Genomic DNA, 15,750 nt, shown 5'->3' with positions numbered 1-15,750 from the left:
TATATTTACAGGATCGATACAGAAAAAAGTCATTAACGTTGGTCGACTATGACATTTCCTCCGTCATAAGGTAAAGCCACCGGCACAGAAAATTTGATTCGACTGACTGCTGAAATCTCGGCTGAAGACTGCCCTTGGGAACCCAGTGTAAAGTTCCCTACCACCACACCAATTCCCCCCTTAGTTCCCTTACCCTCCGTAGCGGTAACAGCCACATCGAACTCCACAGATTGAACCAACTCACCGTCCCTTGAAACAATCTTCCCATTCTTTTCAAGTACTCCTTGCTGCGTAGCAAGTTGGGGGTTAATGTATTTTCCATTGACTCCTAAACTATTTTGAGCGTCAAGAACTCCCTGAATCAGACCTACAAGTGCTTGACCGATAAATTCTTTAAGTTCCATTTTGTATTGTGACTATTGTTAACTGGGATAAAGAAAGGGTTCACAGCTTTTCAAGAACCTCTAACTCAAGTAGAACCTGCCGTCATTTTCCAGACCACACGGATCGTGCCAGTTTAAACTTTTCCAGCAAAGTTTTCCGCCAAAAATATCTATCAATGCTTTAAGGCGATCGGTCCGATTAGCGTGGCGGAATCGGACGCATGTTGACCAAATCTTTGGTTCGCATGCTATCTGGCAAATGGTCCAAACGATGTTTGGAATATCCCTCGTTCTTCCGAATAAGCTTCGCTATTCGGAACTACTCCACTAAATCTAAAAGAATCGTCAAAGCCTTTCAAGCTCGCGACGGGGTTTCTCCCGTATGCCGCGCCGAGCACCGGATCCCGTATGCCGCTTGATCCTGCGCGCCGGAGCTTTTATCGAGATGAGCCCGAAGGGGTGCGGCAGGGAGAGCCTGCCCCGCTTTTTCGGGCATGCCGCACGTCGGCGGAGGGGCTGGGAAGCCCCTTCTGCCGACCCTCGATAAAAGCTCCGGCGCGCAGGACAAATCGGCAGGATAGCCGATTTGCATGCACCGCACCCGAAGGGCGAGGCACAGGGATGTGCCGAGTGAGCTAAGCGGCATCCGGGCCGCCTTTTCTTCGGATATTTTCTTTTGGCGGAGCAAAAGAAAGTATCGCGGTTGTCGGTCCGCGAACCGACATATAAAACACCCGTCGCGTTAGCGACACATAATCTCCATCACCGTCTGGACACAAAACCCCGTCCCTACCCTACAAACCAACAAACCCAACATCAATCACTTGCCGTCTTAAACCGAGCCGCAGCCCCCAGCAATCCGGAAACAAAAAACGCCGTCCCCACCAAGGTAAACCGCAAATTCAGCTTCTCAATCGCCAAATCGTCCGTCGCATACAGCATGAAAATCACCGCAATCCCGCCCCAGGCCAGAAAACCCAACACCGCGGAAAGGATGGTTTTACTCAGGGCTTCGGCTTCGCTGGCCGGCGCGTCCATCCGGTAGGCGACGAAACCGCAAATCAGCGCCGGCATAATCCCCCAGCGGGCGTGATCGAGGAAACTGTCCAGGAAATTAAAATCATCCCGGCGATAAAAGGTTAACTCCAAGATAAACGTCGAGATGGTGGTACTGACCAGGAAGCAGACGAACATGATCGCCATGTAAAAGCCGTAATTCTGCTCAGCAGGTTCCTGTTGATGGCGGAATGCGATGCTCCGCAAAGCAAAAACCAGTGTAATGGGCACCACGTAAATGGCGATTGAATAGGCTATCCAGCGCAGGGTGGTATAGCTAAAGTGCGGTAACGGTTTGTCCGGAAACAGAAACACGTTGTGCAACGCCACCGACACTTCCCGCCCCAAAATCACGCCAAACGCCGTCGCTGCGGCGAATATCAGCAGGTATTTATAAGTGTGCTTCAAGCGCGCTTCGTGCACATTGCCGCCGAGTTTTCTGACCGTCTCCCACATGTCGTTTTCGCTGGGACTGCCGAATACCACCGCCGCCGCCAGCAATCGGCACAGCAGTCCGGTCAGTCGGTCCAAATCCTTCAGCAAGTTGACCGTCTTGGTGTAATGCGGCTCGGCTTCTTTCCAAATATTCACTTTTTCCGACATTGCATTATAGGAGATGCAAATCTCGCCCCATTTCAGCGAGGGTTCGCTAAACAGGCGACGATACGAAGATTGATCGGCATAGTGTTGGATTTGGTCGAACAGCAGGCTGTTATGCGCCCATTTGTATTCGACCGTGGCGCCGGATTTATCGAAATCGCCGGCGTCGATGCTTTGCACCAACAGACGATCAGCGATTTGGGCTTTTATCTTGTCGTCCGCCGCCGACAGCCGGGATTTGATCAGCGCGTTATACACTTCGACGGCTTTGGTCGGAATCGCAAAGGCGTCGTGAATGCTGTCCCGTAAAATCAACAACGGATTAAATGGGCTTTCCCAAGCGACGAAAAACAGCATGATGCCGGCAGCAATTAGCGGGAACAGTTTGTTACCATCCAGACCGTAGAGCAGATTCACCAGTTCACCGGCGCGTAAATGACTAACGATCAGCGTTACCAACGGCTCCAGCGGCAGCCATTGCCAAGTCAGCAATAAAAACAATCCAGCCATCAACGAGCAGTAAAGGACAATCCCGCTCCAGTATGTACTGCGCCGGATAAAGTACTGCGGCAAGGTCGGTTCCGCTCCGAGCTGGATCCGGCGCTTTTGAAACGAGCGATAAGCCAAAAACCCGGCGGCCAGAGTGCCGAGCAACAGAATCAGAAAATTGATCAAAAATTCGATGGTCATTGTTCCAACGTGATTATGCAAAGTTTGGGAAAGCGGCCATGCCGGCTGACGGCCATTCTAAAGCAAAGCCTCGCGTTTTAGCGAAGGCAATTAGTCGAGCCGGTTGGAATCGGTAGCAACAGGATTACCCTGCATCGCAGGTGTATGAACGGGGTTGGCGTGTCAGGCAGACAAGGCCAGCGAATCTTCCAGCGCGATTTCCAGCTCGGCCAGCATAATCTCCGACAGGCCGAGCCGACCGGCTTCCTCGCTGCTGGAGATCACCAGATCGGGCTGCGGCCGCGGCGCAATACCCAGTTTGTAGGCGACCATGTCGGCTACGCGCACCAACAGTTCCACTGTGCCGGTATGTTCGGTGGCTGGCTGATGATGATTGGCGGCAACCGTACGATAGGTTTCCGGTAAATTCCATTCTTGCAGCAACCATGCGCCTTTGCTCTCGTGCTGGCGGATGATCAGTTCTCGCTGCAAATCGGCAGGTAAATTTAGATTGAGGTCCTTGGCCGCCAGATCTTCCAAGCAGCGCAGCAGCAACAGTTCGCCAATGTCGTGAAACAGGCCGGCCATGAAAGCTTCTTCCGCTATCGTCTGGAACGACAAACGCTTGGCCAGCCATTCGGCGCCCAAGGCCACCGCAACGCTATGCTGCCAAAGTTTGACCATGTATTGCTGAGTGGCGGCATCTTTTGCCGCAAACAAGCCTTTCTGCGTGACCAAAGTGGCAATCTGGACGATGCGCGGCAAACCCAAACGGACCAGAGCATCCTTGACCGTGTTGATTGATCCCAAGCCGGCATAGAATGACGAGTTGGCAACGCGCAAAATTTGGCTGGCTAAACTGGCGTCCATCGCCAATTGTTTGGCAATCGCGTCCAGCGAGCGATTTTCGTCTTGCAAGGCCAAACGCAGCTCGGTTACCGCCCGCGGAAATACCGGTAAGGCACTGGCTCCCGAGGTAATGGCCTCGTCTATCAATTCGGAAAGCGATTTTTCACTCATAAGATTGGATTGTATTATTGGCTCATCGACTGCCCAACAAGCGGCGCAGTTCGTATAAAGGGCGGGGTTTTCCAAAACGCGGCAGATTGCGGATCACTTCCTGTAGCGAGGTAGCACCGGCGGCGGCTTTCACCAAACCATCCTCTAGCAGGGTAACCAAGCCCGCCGTCTCCAGGCTCACCCGCCGGATTTCGTAGGAGGTTTTGCGCTGCAATATCGCATCTTTGACCAATTCGTTCATCGACAAAAGCTCGAACACGCATACCCGGCCGGAGTATCCGGTAAAACGGCACTTTTCGCAGCCCTTGCCCAACAAAAATTGAGCGCCGGCAATGTCATCCGGCGTCACATTCAGCCGACGCAGCAAAGCCGGGTCAGGCTTGAACGGTTCGGCACAATGCCGGCACACTCGGCGCAACAGGCGCTGGGCGACTACCGAAACTACAGTCGAAGAAATCAGAAAAGCCTCGATTTCCATGTTCAGCAGCCGCAGCAAGCCGCCGATGCTGTCCTCGGTGTGAAATGTGGTCAACACCTTGTGGCCGGTCAGGGCCGCCTGAATTGCGGTATCCGCGGAAAACTTGTCGCGGATTTCACCGAGTACGATGATGTCCGGGTCCTGGCGCACGATGTGGCGCAGGGTTTCTTCGTAAGTCAGATTGATCTTCGGATTGATCGAACATTGTGCGACGCCGTCAATCACGTATTCGACCGGGTCTTCGGCGGTAACGATGCTGACTTCCGGAGCGTTCAGGTAATCCACTGCGCTATACAGCGTCGTGGTTTTACCCGAACCGGTCGGTCCGGTGATAATGACAACGCCGGTCGGCACGTCCAGCGAATCTTGAACAAAGCGTTCCAGCATCAAGGGCGCCATGCCCACTTCGTGTATGTCCAGCAATTCTGTCTTGCGGTTCAATAGCCGCAAGACGATTTTTTCGCCGTTGATGGTACTGAAAAACGAAGCGCGCATGTCGATCACGCGATTGCTGCTGGCCTGTTCGAACATGACCCGACCGTCTTGATGTCGGCGCTTTTCGGCAATATCGGCGCCGGCCATCACTTTAATCCTACTAATCAAGGCCTGGGCAATTTCAACCGGAAAGTCCCGGTAGTGCACCATTACGCCGTCGATCCGTTGCCGCACCCGGACCTTATGCTCCAGCGGTTCGATATGTATATCGCTGGCTCCCTGGCGTATCGCGTCTTCAAAGATCCGGTTGGCAACCGCGACGGCCGACTGCTCGCCGACGGCTACTTTTTCGGCGCCGGTATTACGCTCGTAATTGAGCAGAAAACGCATGATCTGCGAATACCGCCCCACCGCCGGAATGATCTCGGCGCCCAAGACGTGCCGGGCCATCTCGATGGCGTTTTGATCCAGCGGGTCGCCGAAAGCCACCAATACGCCGTCCATTTGTTTTTCGATAGGCAAAAAACAATGCTTGTTGGCGGACTTCAACATCGGCTTGGTCATCAGCGTCTGATCGATCACGGCAGTACTTAAATCGATAACCGAAATGCCCATCAGGTCCGCCAAAACCTCGAGCATTTTCATTTCCGATATCAGATTACGTTCCACCAGAATTTCGCCCAGGCGTTTGCGTCCTGCTTTTTGCCGTTGCTCGGCCAGCGCCAAATCCAGGTCGGTGTTGGTGATATACCCGAACTCCACCAGGAACAGGCCTAACTTGACTTTGACCGGGTGGTTACGAAACAACTCGACCAGTTGGTTGTGGGTGACATAACCCAGATCGCAAAGCACCAACAAAATCGGCTTTGGCGACTCCAGTTTGCCTTGCACCCGCAAGGCGTATTTCAGTTTTTCGGCATCGATCAGGCCCTGATCAACCAATAGGCCCAAGAAGTTTTCTGTGAAGCTTTTGCCGGAATCACCAGCGTTGCTGTTGCTTATGTTCATTGCCGCGTAATCGTCGTTGTCCAGCGGAGCGAAAAGAAAGGGGGCATGCTATCAACAGGTGTTGGAGGATGGATCATAGTCTATACAGCGCTAGCTAAACGAATTTTAAGCCGCGACTACAGTCGCCAGGCCTTACGCCACCCTGCGCGCCACCTACCAGCAGACTAACAACAAACACGAGGGGGGCTTCGAACGAAGACGAGAAACCGAGACAAGCAAAATCAAGAGATCTCCCGCCTGCGCCGTCTGATACTTTCGTCCTTGAACCGAAGGTTCAAGTGGAAACCAAATCCAGTCAATCAGGCTTCCTGAATAAACAGGCATGCGCACCATGAATGGCAAAAAGTTTCCGGGGTAAAAACAGGTTCAGGAAACACCCAGTACTGCTCGAACGCCGCAGGAGATTGGACTGATAGTCTACCGGATGATTTACGAATTTTCCAAAACGTTTTCTATTTTGCTGCGCAAATCGGCTAAGCGTTGACCAATATCCAAACTGCCGTTGGCTTCGTTCTTGTTGGATGCCGTCAAGTCGTGAGCCAAGTTCAATGCGGCCAGCACGGCGATGCGGTCGGTGCTGCTGACTTTGCCGGTGTCACGGATTTTGCGCATCTGCCTGTCAAGTTCCCGGGCAGAGTTGATCAACCCCTCTTTTTCATCGGCGGCACAGGCGATTTTATATTCCTTATCCAGGATATTCAGTGAAACGGGCTGGACGGCTTTACTCACGAATCATGCTCCATGGCTTTCAAGCGGGCAATCATCGCTTCCACCCGGGTTTTGGCCAACGTGGTTTTTTCCAGCAGCTTGGCTTTTTCCTTAACCAAGGCATCCTGTTTAACTTTCAAGGACTTATTCTCGCTTTTGACTTGATTGAACTGGGCAATGAGCGTATCCAGTTTCGCTTCCAATGCTTCCAGTTCGGTTGACGGATCTTTTTCTGTTTGAGACATAGCAAGAGTATGGGCCGATATGACGTTATAATCATCGTAGATGGTTAAGAATGTTAGCATAAGCCATGTTATTAAACAGCTTTATATAGGAAACGCAGCCCAGATGACCTACCGTTCGGTTGAAGAAATTTTAGAGCAACATGACGCCGACATCGGCGCTGCCGAGGCGCACGGTATCGCCACCGGCATGCTCTGCGTCGAAATCCGCGCCGATGCGGAAAACTGGCTACGGGAACTCATTGACGACGAGCAACAGTTGATCGACGAAGACAAAGCGCTGCTGCATGGTGTGTTCGAAAGAACCCGAGTATTGCTGGAAAATCAAAACGACGATTTCGCCTTCGATTTGCTGATGCCTGACGACGACGATCCGTTAGACGAACAAGTGGAAGCCCTTCGCTGTTGGTGCCAGGGCTTTTTGTTCGGCGTGGGTTATGCGCAAACCGGCGCCGACTGGCCGGGCGATACCGCTGAAGTGATGCGCGATATGATAGAGCTCACCAAAATCGACACCGACGTCGGCGATGAAGACGACGAAAATGCCTTGGTCGAACTGCGCGAATATGTGCGCGCCGCCGTGTTTACCGTGCGCGATCAATTTGCCGAACTCGGCCCATCGCAACCGCATTAATCTAAGTAGATCGACCATGAAACAAAGCGAATTCAAAAAACGCCGCGCCAGCCTGATGAAGCAAATCGGCAAGGGCAACATCGCCATTATTGCCAGCGCCCCGCAGCGCACCCGCAACCGCGACGTCCACTACCCGTTCCGTCAAGACAGCGACTTTTATTATCTGACCGGCTTTAACGAAGCCGAATCCATGGCCGTATTCATCCCCGGCCGTGAGCAAGGCGAATATATTTTGTTCTGCCGCGAATTCGACGAGAAAAAAGCCCAGTGGGAAGGTGCCCACGCCGGTCTGGAAGGCGCCACCAAACACTATGAAGCCGACGATTCGTTTCCGATTGACGATCTGGACGACATCCTGCCCGGCATGCTGGAAAACAAAAGCAAAGTGTTCTACCCGATGGGTAAGGACAGCGATTTAGACCACAAACTGCTGGAGTGGATCAACCACATCCGCAAGCAGTCGCGTACCGGCGTCACCGCACCGGGCGAACTGGTGTCGCTGGAACATATTGTCCACGAAATGCGCTTATTCAAAAGTGCGGAAGAACTAAAACTGATGCGCCGCGCCGGTGAAGTATCCGCGAAAGCCCATATTCGCGCCATGCAAGCCTGCAAACCCGGTTTGTACGAATACCAAATCGAAGCCGAGCTGCTCCACGAATTTATCCAGGACGGTCTGCGCGCGGTGGCTTATCCGTCCATCGTCGCCGGCGGCAAAAACGCCTGCACGCTGCATTACGTGGAAAACAAGGACAAGCTCAACAAAGGCGATTTGCTGCTGATCGACGCCGGTGTGGAATGTGACCATTATGCCGCCGACATCACCCGCACCTTCCCGGTGTCCGGCAAGTTCAGCGAACCGCAAAGGTTGTTGTACCAATTGGTGCTGGATGCCCAAGCCGCGGCGCTGGCCGAAATCAAACCCGGCAATCCCTGGAACAACGCCCACGACGCCTCGGTGGAAACCCTGACCAAAGGCCTGATCGAACTGGGCCTGTTAAAAGGCAAACCCAAAAAACTAATCAAGGATGAAAAATACAAACAGTTTTACATGCACCGCATCGGCCACTGGCTGGGCATGGATGTGCATGACGTCGGCGATTACAAGATCAAGGACGAATGGCGATTGCTGGAACCGGGCATGGTGTTAACCGTGGAACCGGGCCTGTATGTGCCGGCCTACTGCGAAACGGTGGATAAACAATGGCGCGGCATCGGCATTCGCATCGAAGACGATGTCTTGGTAACAAAAGACGGTCATGAGATACTGACTGGCGGCGTGCCAAAGTCGATAGCGGCCATCGAAGCGTTAATGCAATCGAGCTAGCGTGACGGAGAAATTCGATATGCCAACCATCAGCATGTTTTATGGCATCGTCATTTGTATGTATTTCTTCGACGATGAGCGCCATAAACTTCGGCATATCCAAGCCAAATATCAAGACTACAATGCCTCGTTCTCCATAGCCGACGGCTCATTACTTGGCGACGACCTGCCGCTTGCCAAATCCGGGCTGGTGCAGGCCTGGATTGAAATTCATCGGGAATCTTTGTTAGCCGATTGGAACTTGGCGATCAATGGCGAAAAACTCTTCCCTATCGATCCTTTACGCTAAAGGAAGGTCATTATGGAATCCGTGATTCAAGTGCAGCCTAAAGACAACTATAAACTGGAACTTTGGTTCGATAACGGCGAGCACCGCTTGTTCGACATGTCCCCTTATCTGAATAAAGGCGTTTTCATTAAACTTAAGGACCGCTCACTATTCGATCAAGCCTATGTCGGACTGGGTACCGTGTGTTGGCCGGGTGAGCTAGATGTCGCGCCGGAAACGCTTTACGATCGATCCATAGCACTGGGCTAAAGCAGATGCAACACGACTTCGACCTGATCATTGTCGGCGCCGGCCTAGCCGGTAATTGTCTGGCCCTGGCGCTGAAAAACAGCGGCTTGAAGATAGCCCTGGTCGAAGCCAATAGCCGCGAGCAACTACGCCACTCCCCCGCCGGCGACCGCGCGCTAGCCTTGGCGGCCGGTACCGTGGAACTACTCAACGACTTGGGCGCCTGGCGCGGCGCGGCCGATAAAGCCACCGCCATCAAACACATCCATGTCTCGGACCGCGGCCATTTCGGAAAAACCCGGCTGGATGCGGCTGATCAGGGCGTGGAAGCTTTGGGTTATGTGATCGTCGCCCGCGACATCGAACAACACATGGCCGATCTGGTCGAGAAAACCGACACGGTTTGCCTGTATCAAACTAGGGTCGCCGGATTGATGTCCGGCCGCGATGCGGTGAACGTCAGTTTGAAGCAGCACGACGGCAGTTCGTTAAACGTCAGTGCGCAATTGCTGGTCGGCGCGGACGGCGGCAACTCCACGGTGCGCAAGCTGTTGGAAATTCCCCAGCAAATCACCGAATACGGCCAGACCGCGCTGGTCACCACCGTGCAATCGGCGCTGCCGCACCGCAACATTGCCTTCGAACGCTTCACCGAATTCGGCCCGTTGGCCTTGCTGCCGGTGGCCGGCAAACAATCGGCCGTGGTGTGGACGCGCACTCACGAACAAGCGGAAACCCTGATTAACGTCAGCGACCGCGAATTTCTCGCCGAACTGCAAAACTGCTTCGGTTACCGCTTGGGCGAACTAAAACTGGCCGCACCGCGCCGGGCATTTCCGTTAAGCCTGATCCGCGCCGAAAGCATGGTCTCCGGCCGCACCGTGATCATCGGCAACGCCGTGCATCAACTGCACCCGGTGGCCGGCCAAGGCTTTAATTTAGGGATACGCGATGTGGCCTTATTGGCGGAAATGCTGATAGACCAACACGAACGCGATGGCGATTTGGGCGATGCCCGCCTGCTGAAAAACTACAGCCGGCAACGCCAACAAGACCACGGTAAAACCATAGGCTTCACCAATAGCGTGGTGAAACTGTTCTCCAACGACAATTTACCGCTGGCCGCCGTCCGCAACGCCGGATTGACCATGCTGGACCACCTGCCGTTTGCGAAAAAACTGCTGACGCGGCATGCGATGGGTTTGGCGGATCGGCTGCCAAAAATCGGCGAACGCAAATAAACCCAAACCGCGCTACCTCACGCAAAAAAACTTAGCCAAATCGCCGCCATCAGGCTGGCAAAAGTCAAAGCAGCGGAGATAACGCGGGCAACAGGGCTGGGACGTGTAGCCGTCCATACCAAGAGCGTCGAATACGCCACGGCCGGCAGCAAAAAGCTCAGCAAAATCATCATTAACGCCCGCCCCGGCGCACACGCTTCGTTGCAGATTAATGTCCACTGCTTCCACAAGCCGACTCCCAAAGCGACCGAGAGAATGGCACCCGCCAGGTGCAATAGCCGTCTGAAACTGATTTGAACCTCCCGGAACAAAATTTCGCGCTTGATGCCAACATGGAATGCGGCTTTCGAATTTCGTGCGAATCGTAGCCTTAGGCCACATTGCCGCGTAAGCGGTTATGTGACATTCAATACTCGCATTTGGGTATGTCAGGGAACGAACAGATAACGCGCACCCTGACATACGAGGCTAAGCTGACCTGCTATAGCAGGACTTACAAGGCCTGCCATAGCAGGTCAGCTTGAGCGAGGGCTTAGGTATCACCGTAAGTCCCCGGGTACGAGCGAGTAGACCAAAGCATTGTGCGGCTTGCCTTGAAAGTAGAGACGGTTCCTCGCTTCGCATTCCAGTTTGGCACCAAGCGACTCAGCCACCCGTTGGCTTGCTTTGTTGTGAGTAAGCACGACAATTTCAAGGCGGGTCAGGCCCAGTTGACTGAATCCAAGTTGTGCCGAATGGTGTGCTGCGAACCTAGCGACTCCCTGACCAGTATGCCGCGAGCTCACCCAGTAACCGATATTGCCAATCCGGTAGGCTCGGTTGATGTGGTTGACGCCTGTCCCGCCAATCACTGCGCCTGAGACAGCATCGAAGATGCCCAAAGGATACTCGGCATCTGCTTCCCAGAGTTGCATGGTAGTCTTGATCCAGTTTTCCGCATCCAGCGGTGTATAGTCCTTAGAGCACCATGGCATCCAGTAAACGAGTTCATCAATAGACTCGCGGACGGCTGAATAGAAGGCCCCGGCATCTGAGAGCTCGAGCCTGCGAACGATGTATTTGGGAGCGTCGGACATTGTGATGCTTAACAAGTAATTCAAAGTTCCGTATATCACCCAAACACGTGCTTAGCAATAAGTCAGAATGAAGTGCAACGAAAACTGGAGTATTTCCAAAGAGCGCCTGGATTACGCTCCGCTTCATCCAGGCTACTTTGACTAACTCCTACGCCGCCTAAGCACCACCCAAACCCCACCGATCATCGGCCAAACCATCCCCGGTAACGGCACAGCGGCGACCGGGTTGATGGTGAGCGGCGCTGTGTTTGCCGACAAGCCGTCACCCCCGGCATCCGCCAGACCGTTAATCAGTAAATCAAGCTGACTGCTACCGCTGCTCAGCACATTGAAACGGATGATCGCCAACGTAAAGCTGTCGGCTTGCAGGGCTTGTAAATCGGCCGCGTCGTCCAAGGACGACTCGAACAGATTCAACACACCGGAAGCGAGCAAATCGGCGGCGGTACTGTTGCCACCCAAGTCAAACACATCCAGTTCGTCACCCAACACCGGATCGCCGAAAACCGCGCCGGCGAAGGCCAAACGTGTTGGGTCAAACTGAATATTAAAGTCATACGTTGCTAACGCAGCGCCGCCCAAACCGGAAATGTTCAAACCGATTTCAATGGCTTCGACGGTTTGGCTACGGGGCGTGAAATGTAAATCAATGGCCGCATCGGCCACACCGCCGGCGGCGAATAATGCTATACCGACCAGGCCGGCTTTTAGTTGTTTCATCATCGTTGTTAGTCCTATATTCGGCACCCTGGATTCCCGCGTGCGCGGGAATGACGGAGTAATTTCGGTGCGTGCGTCAGATTGGAGAAATCTGACTACCAGCCGCTTGAATCAAGCTCGTTTAAATCGCACAGCGCGAGCGCGTACACAGCAAAGTCAGCTTGCGCACATCCAACACATTGATCACACCGTTTTTATCCAGATCACGGGGATCGGCTATTCCGGTAGCCGGTTGGTTGCGTGCCGCAATGACCACGTTCAAATCCAGTTGATCGACATCGCGGTCGCCGTCCAGATCGCCTTTTACCGCGATGTTCTCGCAGCTATCCGGTAGATGATTCAAATTGGTATCGCCGCTGACCCGGTTTTGAATATCCAGCACATCCGATTTGCCGTTGTTGTTACAGTCCGGAAACACGTTCAGGTAATACACATCCTGCTCGCCGTGGTAGGTGGCGGTGTAAGCAATGTGCGCGCCGTTGGCGTCGGAGACTAACTGGGTGTAATCGCCCATTTTGTCGCCTTGCCGCTCTTCGCCGTTCACGATGTTATACGGCAGATGCGTATTGAACACCGGCGTGACCGCCTGATTTTTGCTCCAGGTTACGCCGCCGTCCCAGGAGTAGGCGTAGTAAAGCTGCGAATAGCGATACGGCGCGCTGCCGCTGCCGTTGCGGGTGTCGTACCACACCGCGTCGAGGCGGGAGTTGGCCGCCACGCCCAGCATCGGGAACCATTGGTAAGCGTTGGCGGCGGGTGGATCGTCATTCACCCGCACCGGCGCCGACCAGGTAACGCCGCCGTCGCTGCTGCGCACGAAATGAATATCCTGCGGATCGCCGCCGGTTTGCCAGGCATAGGGGGAGACATGCGCCAGCAGGTAAATATTGCCGCGCAACGGCCCGGCCGATTGATCGGCGGCAATTTGCACATCGCCGTCGCCACCCAAGGGATTGGGCAACTGCAAGCTCGGCGACAGGAACATCATGCTGTTGCCGCCCATATCAACCTTTTGCGCGGTAAAGGTGGGTGAAGCGGCGGGATCTTTGGCATCAACCGATTTCAGGAAATAGTGCCCGCTACGCACTATGCCCAAGGCACTGACGGACAAAATCGTTTCATCGACGCCGAATAGATAAACCTCGCCTTCCGCGCCGATGGTCAGCCGGCCAAAGCCAAAGTTTGCCACCGGCAATGCCGCATCCGGTTCTTGATAGCTGACACCGCCGTCCGTGGATCGGATGAAATATTTGGGGACATAATTTGGATCGGGGTTACTGTCGGCCGGCCGCCGCCAGGTGCTGTACATATACCCGTCGCTGGGACCGCCGGTTTTATCGATGGCCAGCCAGTTCTTGTCGCCTTTAAACTGATACACGGGCTCCGACCAAGTCACGCCGCCGTCGCCGGATTTAAACACCGAAGTGCTATCCGATACCGCCAAAGACTGGTAATAGAAATTGCCCAAGGCATCGACCTCCAACACCGGATCGGTGCGAGTTTGCAGCGGCAAGGCCGGCAGCATGCCGGTAGTCCAACTCGCGCCGCCGTCAAAGCTATAGGCATAGCCGCCGTGTTTGACGGCAGTGGGCGGTGAATCGAACTTACGCCAGCCCACGACAATATTGGCGGGATTTAGCGGATTCAAGGCCAGCGTCGGCTCGTTGCCTTTGTCGCCGGCGATGTTTTGCCCCTCCGCATCGACATTGACTTGATGGCTACGGTACTGTCCAAAGCTTATTACCGGGGAAGGCCCTGCCTGCGCGGCTGTCGTCAATGTCAAAACGATGCCTAAGCCTGCCGCGATTTTTACCAGCCTAACGTTACGGAAAAGGGGTGTACGCCATTCGCCAGGGGCAGTTAGCGGCCGAGTCAATCCTGCAACTTCATCCCGTTTCATCACACGATCTCTCTTTTAGAACGACCATTCATAACCAATCCCGCCAAGCCACTGGCAAACAGCCATACCGCCGTCGGCAAAGGCACCGCCGCCGGCGTTTCTCCCGACACCACGGTGGTTTGCAAGCTGAAAGTACCAATGCGCGTATCGCGCAAGCGAGCGTCGCGAGCGCCCAGATGATCGAAGCCCCACCCTAACCCAAGATTGCCGTTAAGGCTTAACGTATTCCCGACTATTGCGGTGGTGACATCAAACAACTCAAAACCGCCCGCATCGAAACCGATGTGATTGGTAATCACCCAGCCGGAACGCCCGGGCGTTGCCGCTTCAAGTGTAGGATCGTATTCCAAGGTCATATCGCCCAACAACACTCGATTGGTCGGCGGATCTACGTCCACCCTAAAACGCATGACACCGCCCAGACCGATACTACCGCTGGCAGTGCTGAACAAATTGCCGGGCTCGAACGCGAAAGTGGTATTTCTGTTCTGCCGCCCGCCCGGATTGACTATCGGACTCACCCCGTTGACACTAAATTGCAACCCGGTTGCCGGAATTTCATCGGCCACCGTATCGTACAAATCCGGCGTATTGCCGTCCCGCAGCTCAACAAAGGTTTTTGATGCCGCCGAAGCGTCGTAAAACTCTTCCAGATAAATAGAAGGCCGGCAGCAAATCGGAAAGTCCGCGGTGGGCGTGTCCGGATAATCGTTCACATCAAGGCTGGCGATTAGCACATCGCGGTTTAGGTTAAGGACCAGCGCACCGCCGCTGACTGTCGCGGCGTGGGCTTGGCTGATCGACAATACACCGAAAACGGCTAATAGCCAGGTGGATGATCGATGATTATTGATTTTCATAATGTCACACTCCTTGAAAGATATGGCCTACGGCCTATGCCGATAAAGCCCAAAAAGCCGCTAGCGAATAACCAGACCGCAGCGGGTAGCGGCACCGCCGATACCTGTCCGCAACCGGCATAGGCACCCGTGCCCAAACAGAAACTGCCGACATCGACCAGTTGCGCGCCTTGCAACATGCCGGCGTTTTCCGGCGACATCAGTAAATCGCCACTCAACTGCCAGTTTCCGGGGTTGCTAAAGCTCAGGCTCAGGTTGTTTAAGTCGTACACCGCCATCGTGAAATAAATGTTATTGGCCAGGTACCAACCGGTGCGGCCCAAAGTTTGCCGGTTGGCATCGTAAAACAGCGAAAAATCGCCGTTGACCAAGCCGGCTCCAGTCGGCGGCCAGTTCGGCGCATAAAAACCCTGCACGCCGGTCATGCCCACTTGTGCCCCGGCCACGCCGGCCAGCGTGCCGGTATCGATGGCAAAATCGGCTGATGTGGCTTTGACGTAACGCTGGCTGGCTTGCGGACTGGGATCGCTACCGATAGCCGTCAACTCGAACACCTGATTGAGTCCGGAAATCTCGGTGGTATTGAGTTGGCTAAGCAAATGGTCGCCGGTATTGGCCGGATTATCAGCATTGGACGTTGCCGTACTCCAAAACGTCGACAAGTAATAGCCCCCGGCATAAGGTGCCAGCGCATTCCGGTCCAGGTTCATCGTAAACGTACCGCCGGATGGCGCATTCAATGTCGCGGCGTCGGCGCTTGCCGAGGCCATTCCCATACCGATGGCTAGCATCGCCCGTACCACCAAAGCGGGATAGCCACAGTTTTTGTTGATCTTCATAAAATCCCTATCAGCGGATGGTCAGAATAAGCCCTCT

Annotated in this window: 17 protein-coding genes and 1 other RNA gene; 5 read left to right on the top strand and 13 right to left on the bottom strand. The window is 54.2% G+C overall.

The genetic code is table 11. The annotated features are described in order from the left end of the window. Positions 1 to 32: 32 nt before the first annotated feature. The 7 genes from DDY07_RS23005 to DDY07_RS22975 form a co-directional block, all read right to left on the bottom strand. Positions 33 to 404 (bottom strand): hypothetical protein, encoded by a 372-nt coding sequence (locus DDY07_RS23005; RefSeq protein WP_171697591.1) that lies wholly within the window; start codon positions 402 to 404, stop codon positions 33 to 35. A 795-nt stretch (positions 405 to 1,199) separates the two neighbouring features. Continuing rightward, positions 1,200 to 2,729 (bottom strand): hypothetical protein, encoded by a 1,530-nt coding sequence (locus DDY07_RS23000; protein ID WP_171697590.1) that lies wholly within the window; start codon positions 2,727 to 2,729, stop codon positions 1,200 to 1,202. Between the two features lie 162 nt (positions 2,730 to 2,891). Next, positions 2,892 to 3,728: an HDOD domain-containing protein gene (locus DDY07_RS22995; protein ID WP_033159069.1), complete on the bottom strand. Its 837-nt coding sequence runs from the start codon at positions 3,726 to 3,728 to the stop codon at positions 2,892 to 2,894. 22 nt (positions 3,729 to 3,750) lie between these two features. Beyond that, positions 3,751 to 5,649 carry a GspE/PulE family protein gene (locus DDY07_RS22990; RefSeq protein WP_033159070.1) on the bottom strand — a complete coding sequence of 633 codons (1,899 nt, stop codon included), beginning with the start codon at positions 5,647 to 5,649 and terminating at the stop codon, positions 3,751 to 3,753. 226 nt (positions 5,650 to 5,875) lie between these two features. Further along, positions 5,876 to 6,055, bottom strand: a non-coding RNA gene (ssrS, locus tag DDY07_RS22985) — 6S RNA. A gap of 23 nt (positions 6,056 to 6,078) precedes the next feature. After that, positions 6,079 to 6,378, bottom strand: a complete 300-nt coding sequence (locus DDY07_RS22980) for a cell division protein ZapA (RefSeq protein ID WP_101054117.1) — start codon at positions 6,376 to 6,378, stop codon at positions 6,079 to 6,081. Next, positions 6,375 to 6,602 carry a TIGR02449 family protein gene (locus tag DDY07_RS22975; RefSeq protein ID WP_033159102.1) on the bottom strand — a complete coding sequence of 76 codons (228 nt, stop codon included), beginning with the start codon at positions 6,600 to 6,602 and terminating at the stop codon, positions 6,375 to 6,377. The genes DDY07_RS22980 and DDY07_RS22975 overlap by 4 nt, the downstream gene beginning before the upstream one ends. A gap of 103 nt (positions 6,603 to 6,705) precedes the next feature. Here DDY07_RS22975 and DDY07_RS22970 point away from each other — a divergent pair, with 103 nt between their 5' ends. The 5 genes from DDY07_RS22970 to ubiH are packed head-to-tail and all read left to right on the top strand — an operon-like array spanning position 6,706 to position 10,318. Continuing rightward, positions 6,706 to 7,233 carry a UPF0149 family protein gene (locus DDY07_RS22970; protein ID WP_033159072.1) on the top strand — a complete coding sequence of 176 codons (528 nt, stop codon included), beginning with the start codon at positions 6,706 to 6,708 and terminating at the stop codon, positions 7,231 to 7,233. Between the two features lie 16 nt (positions 7,234 to 7,249). Further along, a complete protein-coding gene (gene pepP, locus DDY07_RS22965; protein WP_171697589.1) occupies positions 7,250 to 8,560 on the top strand; it encodes a Xaa-Pro aminopeptidase in 1,311 nt (436 codons plus the stop codon). A 19-nt stretch (positions 8,561 to 8,579) separates the two neighbouring features. Next, entirely contained in the window at positions 8,580 to 8,849 is a 270-nt protein-coding gene (locus tag DDY07_RS22960) for a DUF4160 domain-containing protein (protein WP_171697588.1), read from the top strand. 12 nt (positions 8,850 to 8,861) lie between these two features. Then, complete coding sequence (locus DDY07_RS22955) at positions 8,862 to 9,098, top strand: DUF2442 domain-containing protein (protein ID WP_101054125.1); 237 nt, start codon at positions 8,862 to 8,864, stop codon at positions 9,096 to 9,098. 5 nt (positions 9,099 to 9,103) lie between these two features. After that, the gene (gene ubiH, locus DDY07_RS22950) at positions 9,104 to 10,318 is read left to right on the top strand and encodes a 2-octaprenyl-6-methoxyphenyl hydroxylase (protein ID WP_171697587.1); all 1,215 of its coding nucleotides are present in this window, start codon (positions 9,104 to 9,106) and stop codon (positions 10,316 to 10,318) included. Positions 10,319 to 10,335: 17 nt separating this feature from the next. Here the strand turns inward: ubiH and DDY07_RS22945 are convergent, their stop codons facing one another. The 6 genes from DDY07_RS22945 to DDY07_RS22920 all read right to left on the bottom strand — a co-directional run bounded on the left by DDY07_RS22945 (position 10,336) and on the right by DDY07_RS22920 (position 15,713). Continuing rightward, a complete protein-coding gene (locus DDY07_RS22945; protein WP_171697586.1) occupies positions 10,336 to 10,491 on the bottom strand; it encodes a hypothetical protein in 156 nt (51 codons plus the stop codon). A 366-nt stretch (positions 10,492 to 10,857) separates the two neighbouring features. Beyond that, the gene (locus DDY07_RS22940; RefSeq protein WP_171697585.1) at positions 10,858 to 11,394 is read right to left on the bottom strand and encodes a GNAT family N-acetyltransferase; all 537 of its coding nucleotides are present in this window, start codon (positions 11,392 to 11,394) and stop codon (positions 10,858 to 10,860) included. A gap of 141 nt (positions 11,395 to 11,535) precedes the next feature. After that, positions 11,536 to 12,117: a cohesin domain-containing protein gene (locus DDY07_RS22935; RefSeq protein WP_171697584.1), complete on the bottom strand. Its 582-nt coding sequence runs from the start codon at positions 12,115 to 12,117 to the stop codon at positions 11,536 to 11,538. Between the two features lie 118 nt (positions 12,118 to 12,235). Next, entirely contained in the window at positions 12,236 to 14,014 is a 1,779-nt protein-coding gene (locus tag DDY07_RS22930) for a hypothetical protein (protein WP_171697583.1), read from the bottom strand. Beyond that, positions 14,014 to 14,874, bottom strand: a complete 861-nt coding sequence (locus DDY07_RS22925; RefSeq protein WP_171697582.1) for a hypothetical protein — start codon at positions 14,872 to 14,874, stop codon at positions 14,014 to 14,016. The genes DDY07_RS22930 and DDY07_RS22925 overlap by 1 nt, the downstream gene beginning before the upstream one ends. Then, on the bottom strand, positions 14,871 to 15,713 hold the full coding sequence (locus DDY07_RS22920; RefSeq protein WP_171697581.1) for a hypothetical protein: 843 nt from the start codon (positions 15,711 to 15,713) through the stop codon (positions 14,871 to 14,873). The genes DDY07_RS22925 and DDY07_RS22920 overlap by 4 nt, the downstream gene beginning before the upstream one ends. Positions 15,714 to 15,750 lie beyond the last annotated feature (37 nt).

This window comes from Methylomonas sp. ZR1 (assembly GCF_013141865.1).
In the GTDB taxonomy this organism is placed as follows: Bacteria; Pseudomonadota; Gammaproteobacteria; order Methylococcales; family Methylomonadaceae; genus Methylomonas.
Note: the sequence above shows the minus strand (reverse complement) of the source record. Positions and strands in the feature narration are given on the sequence as shown.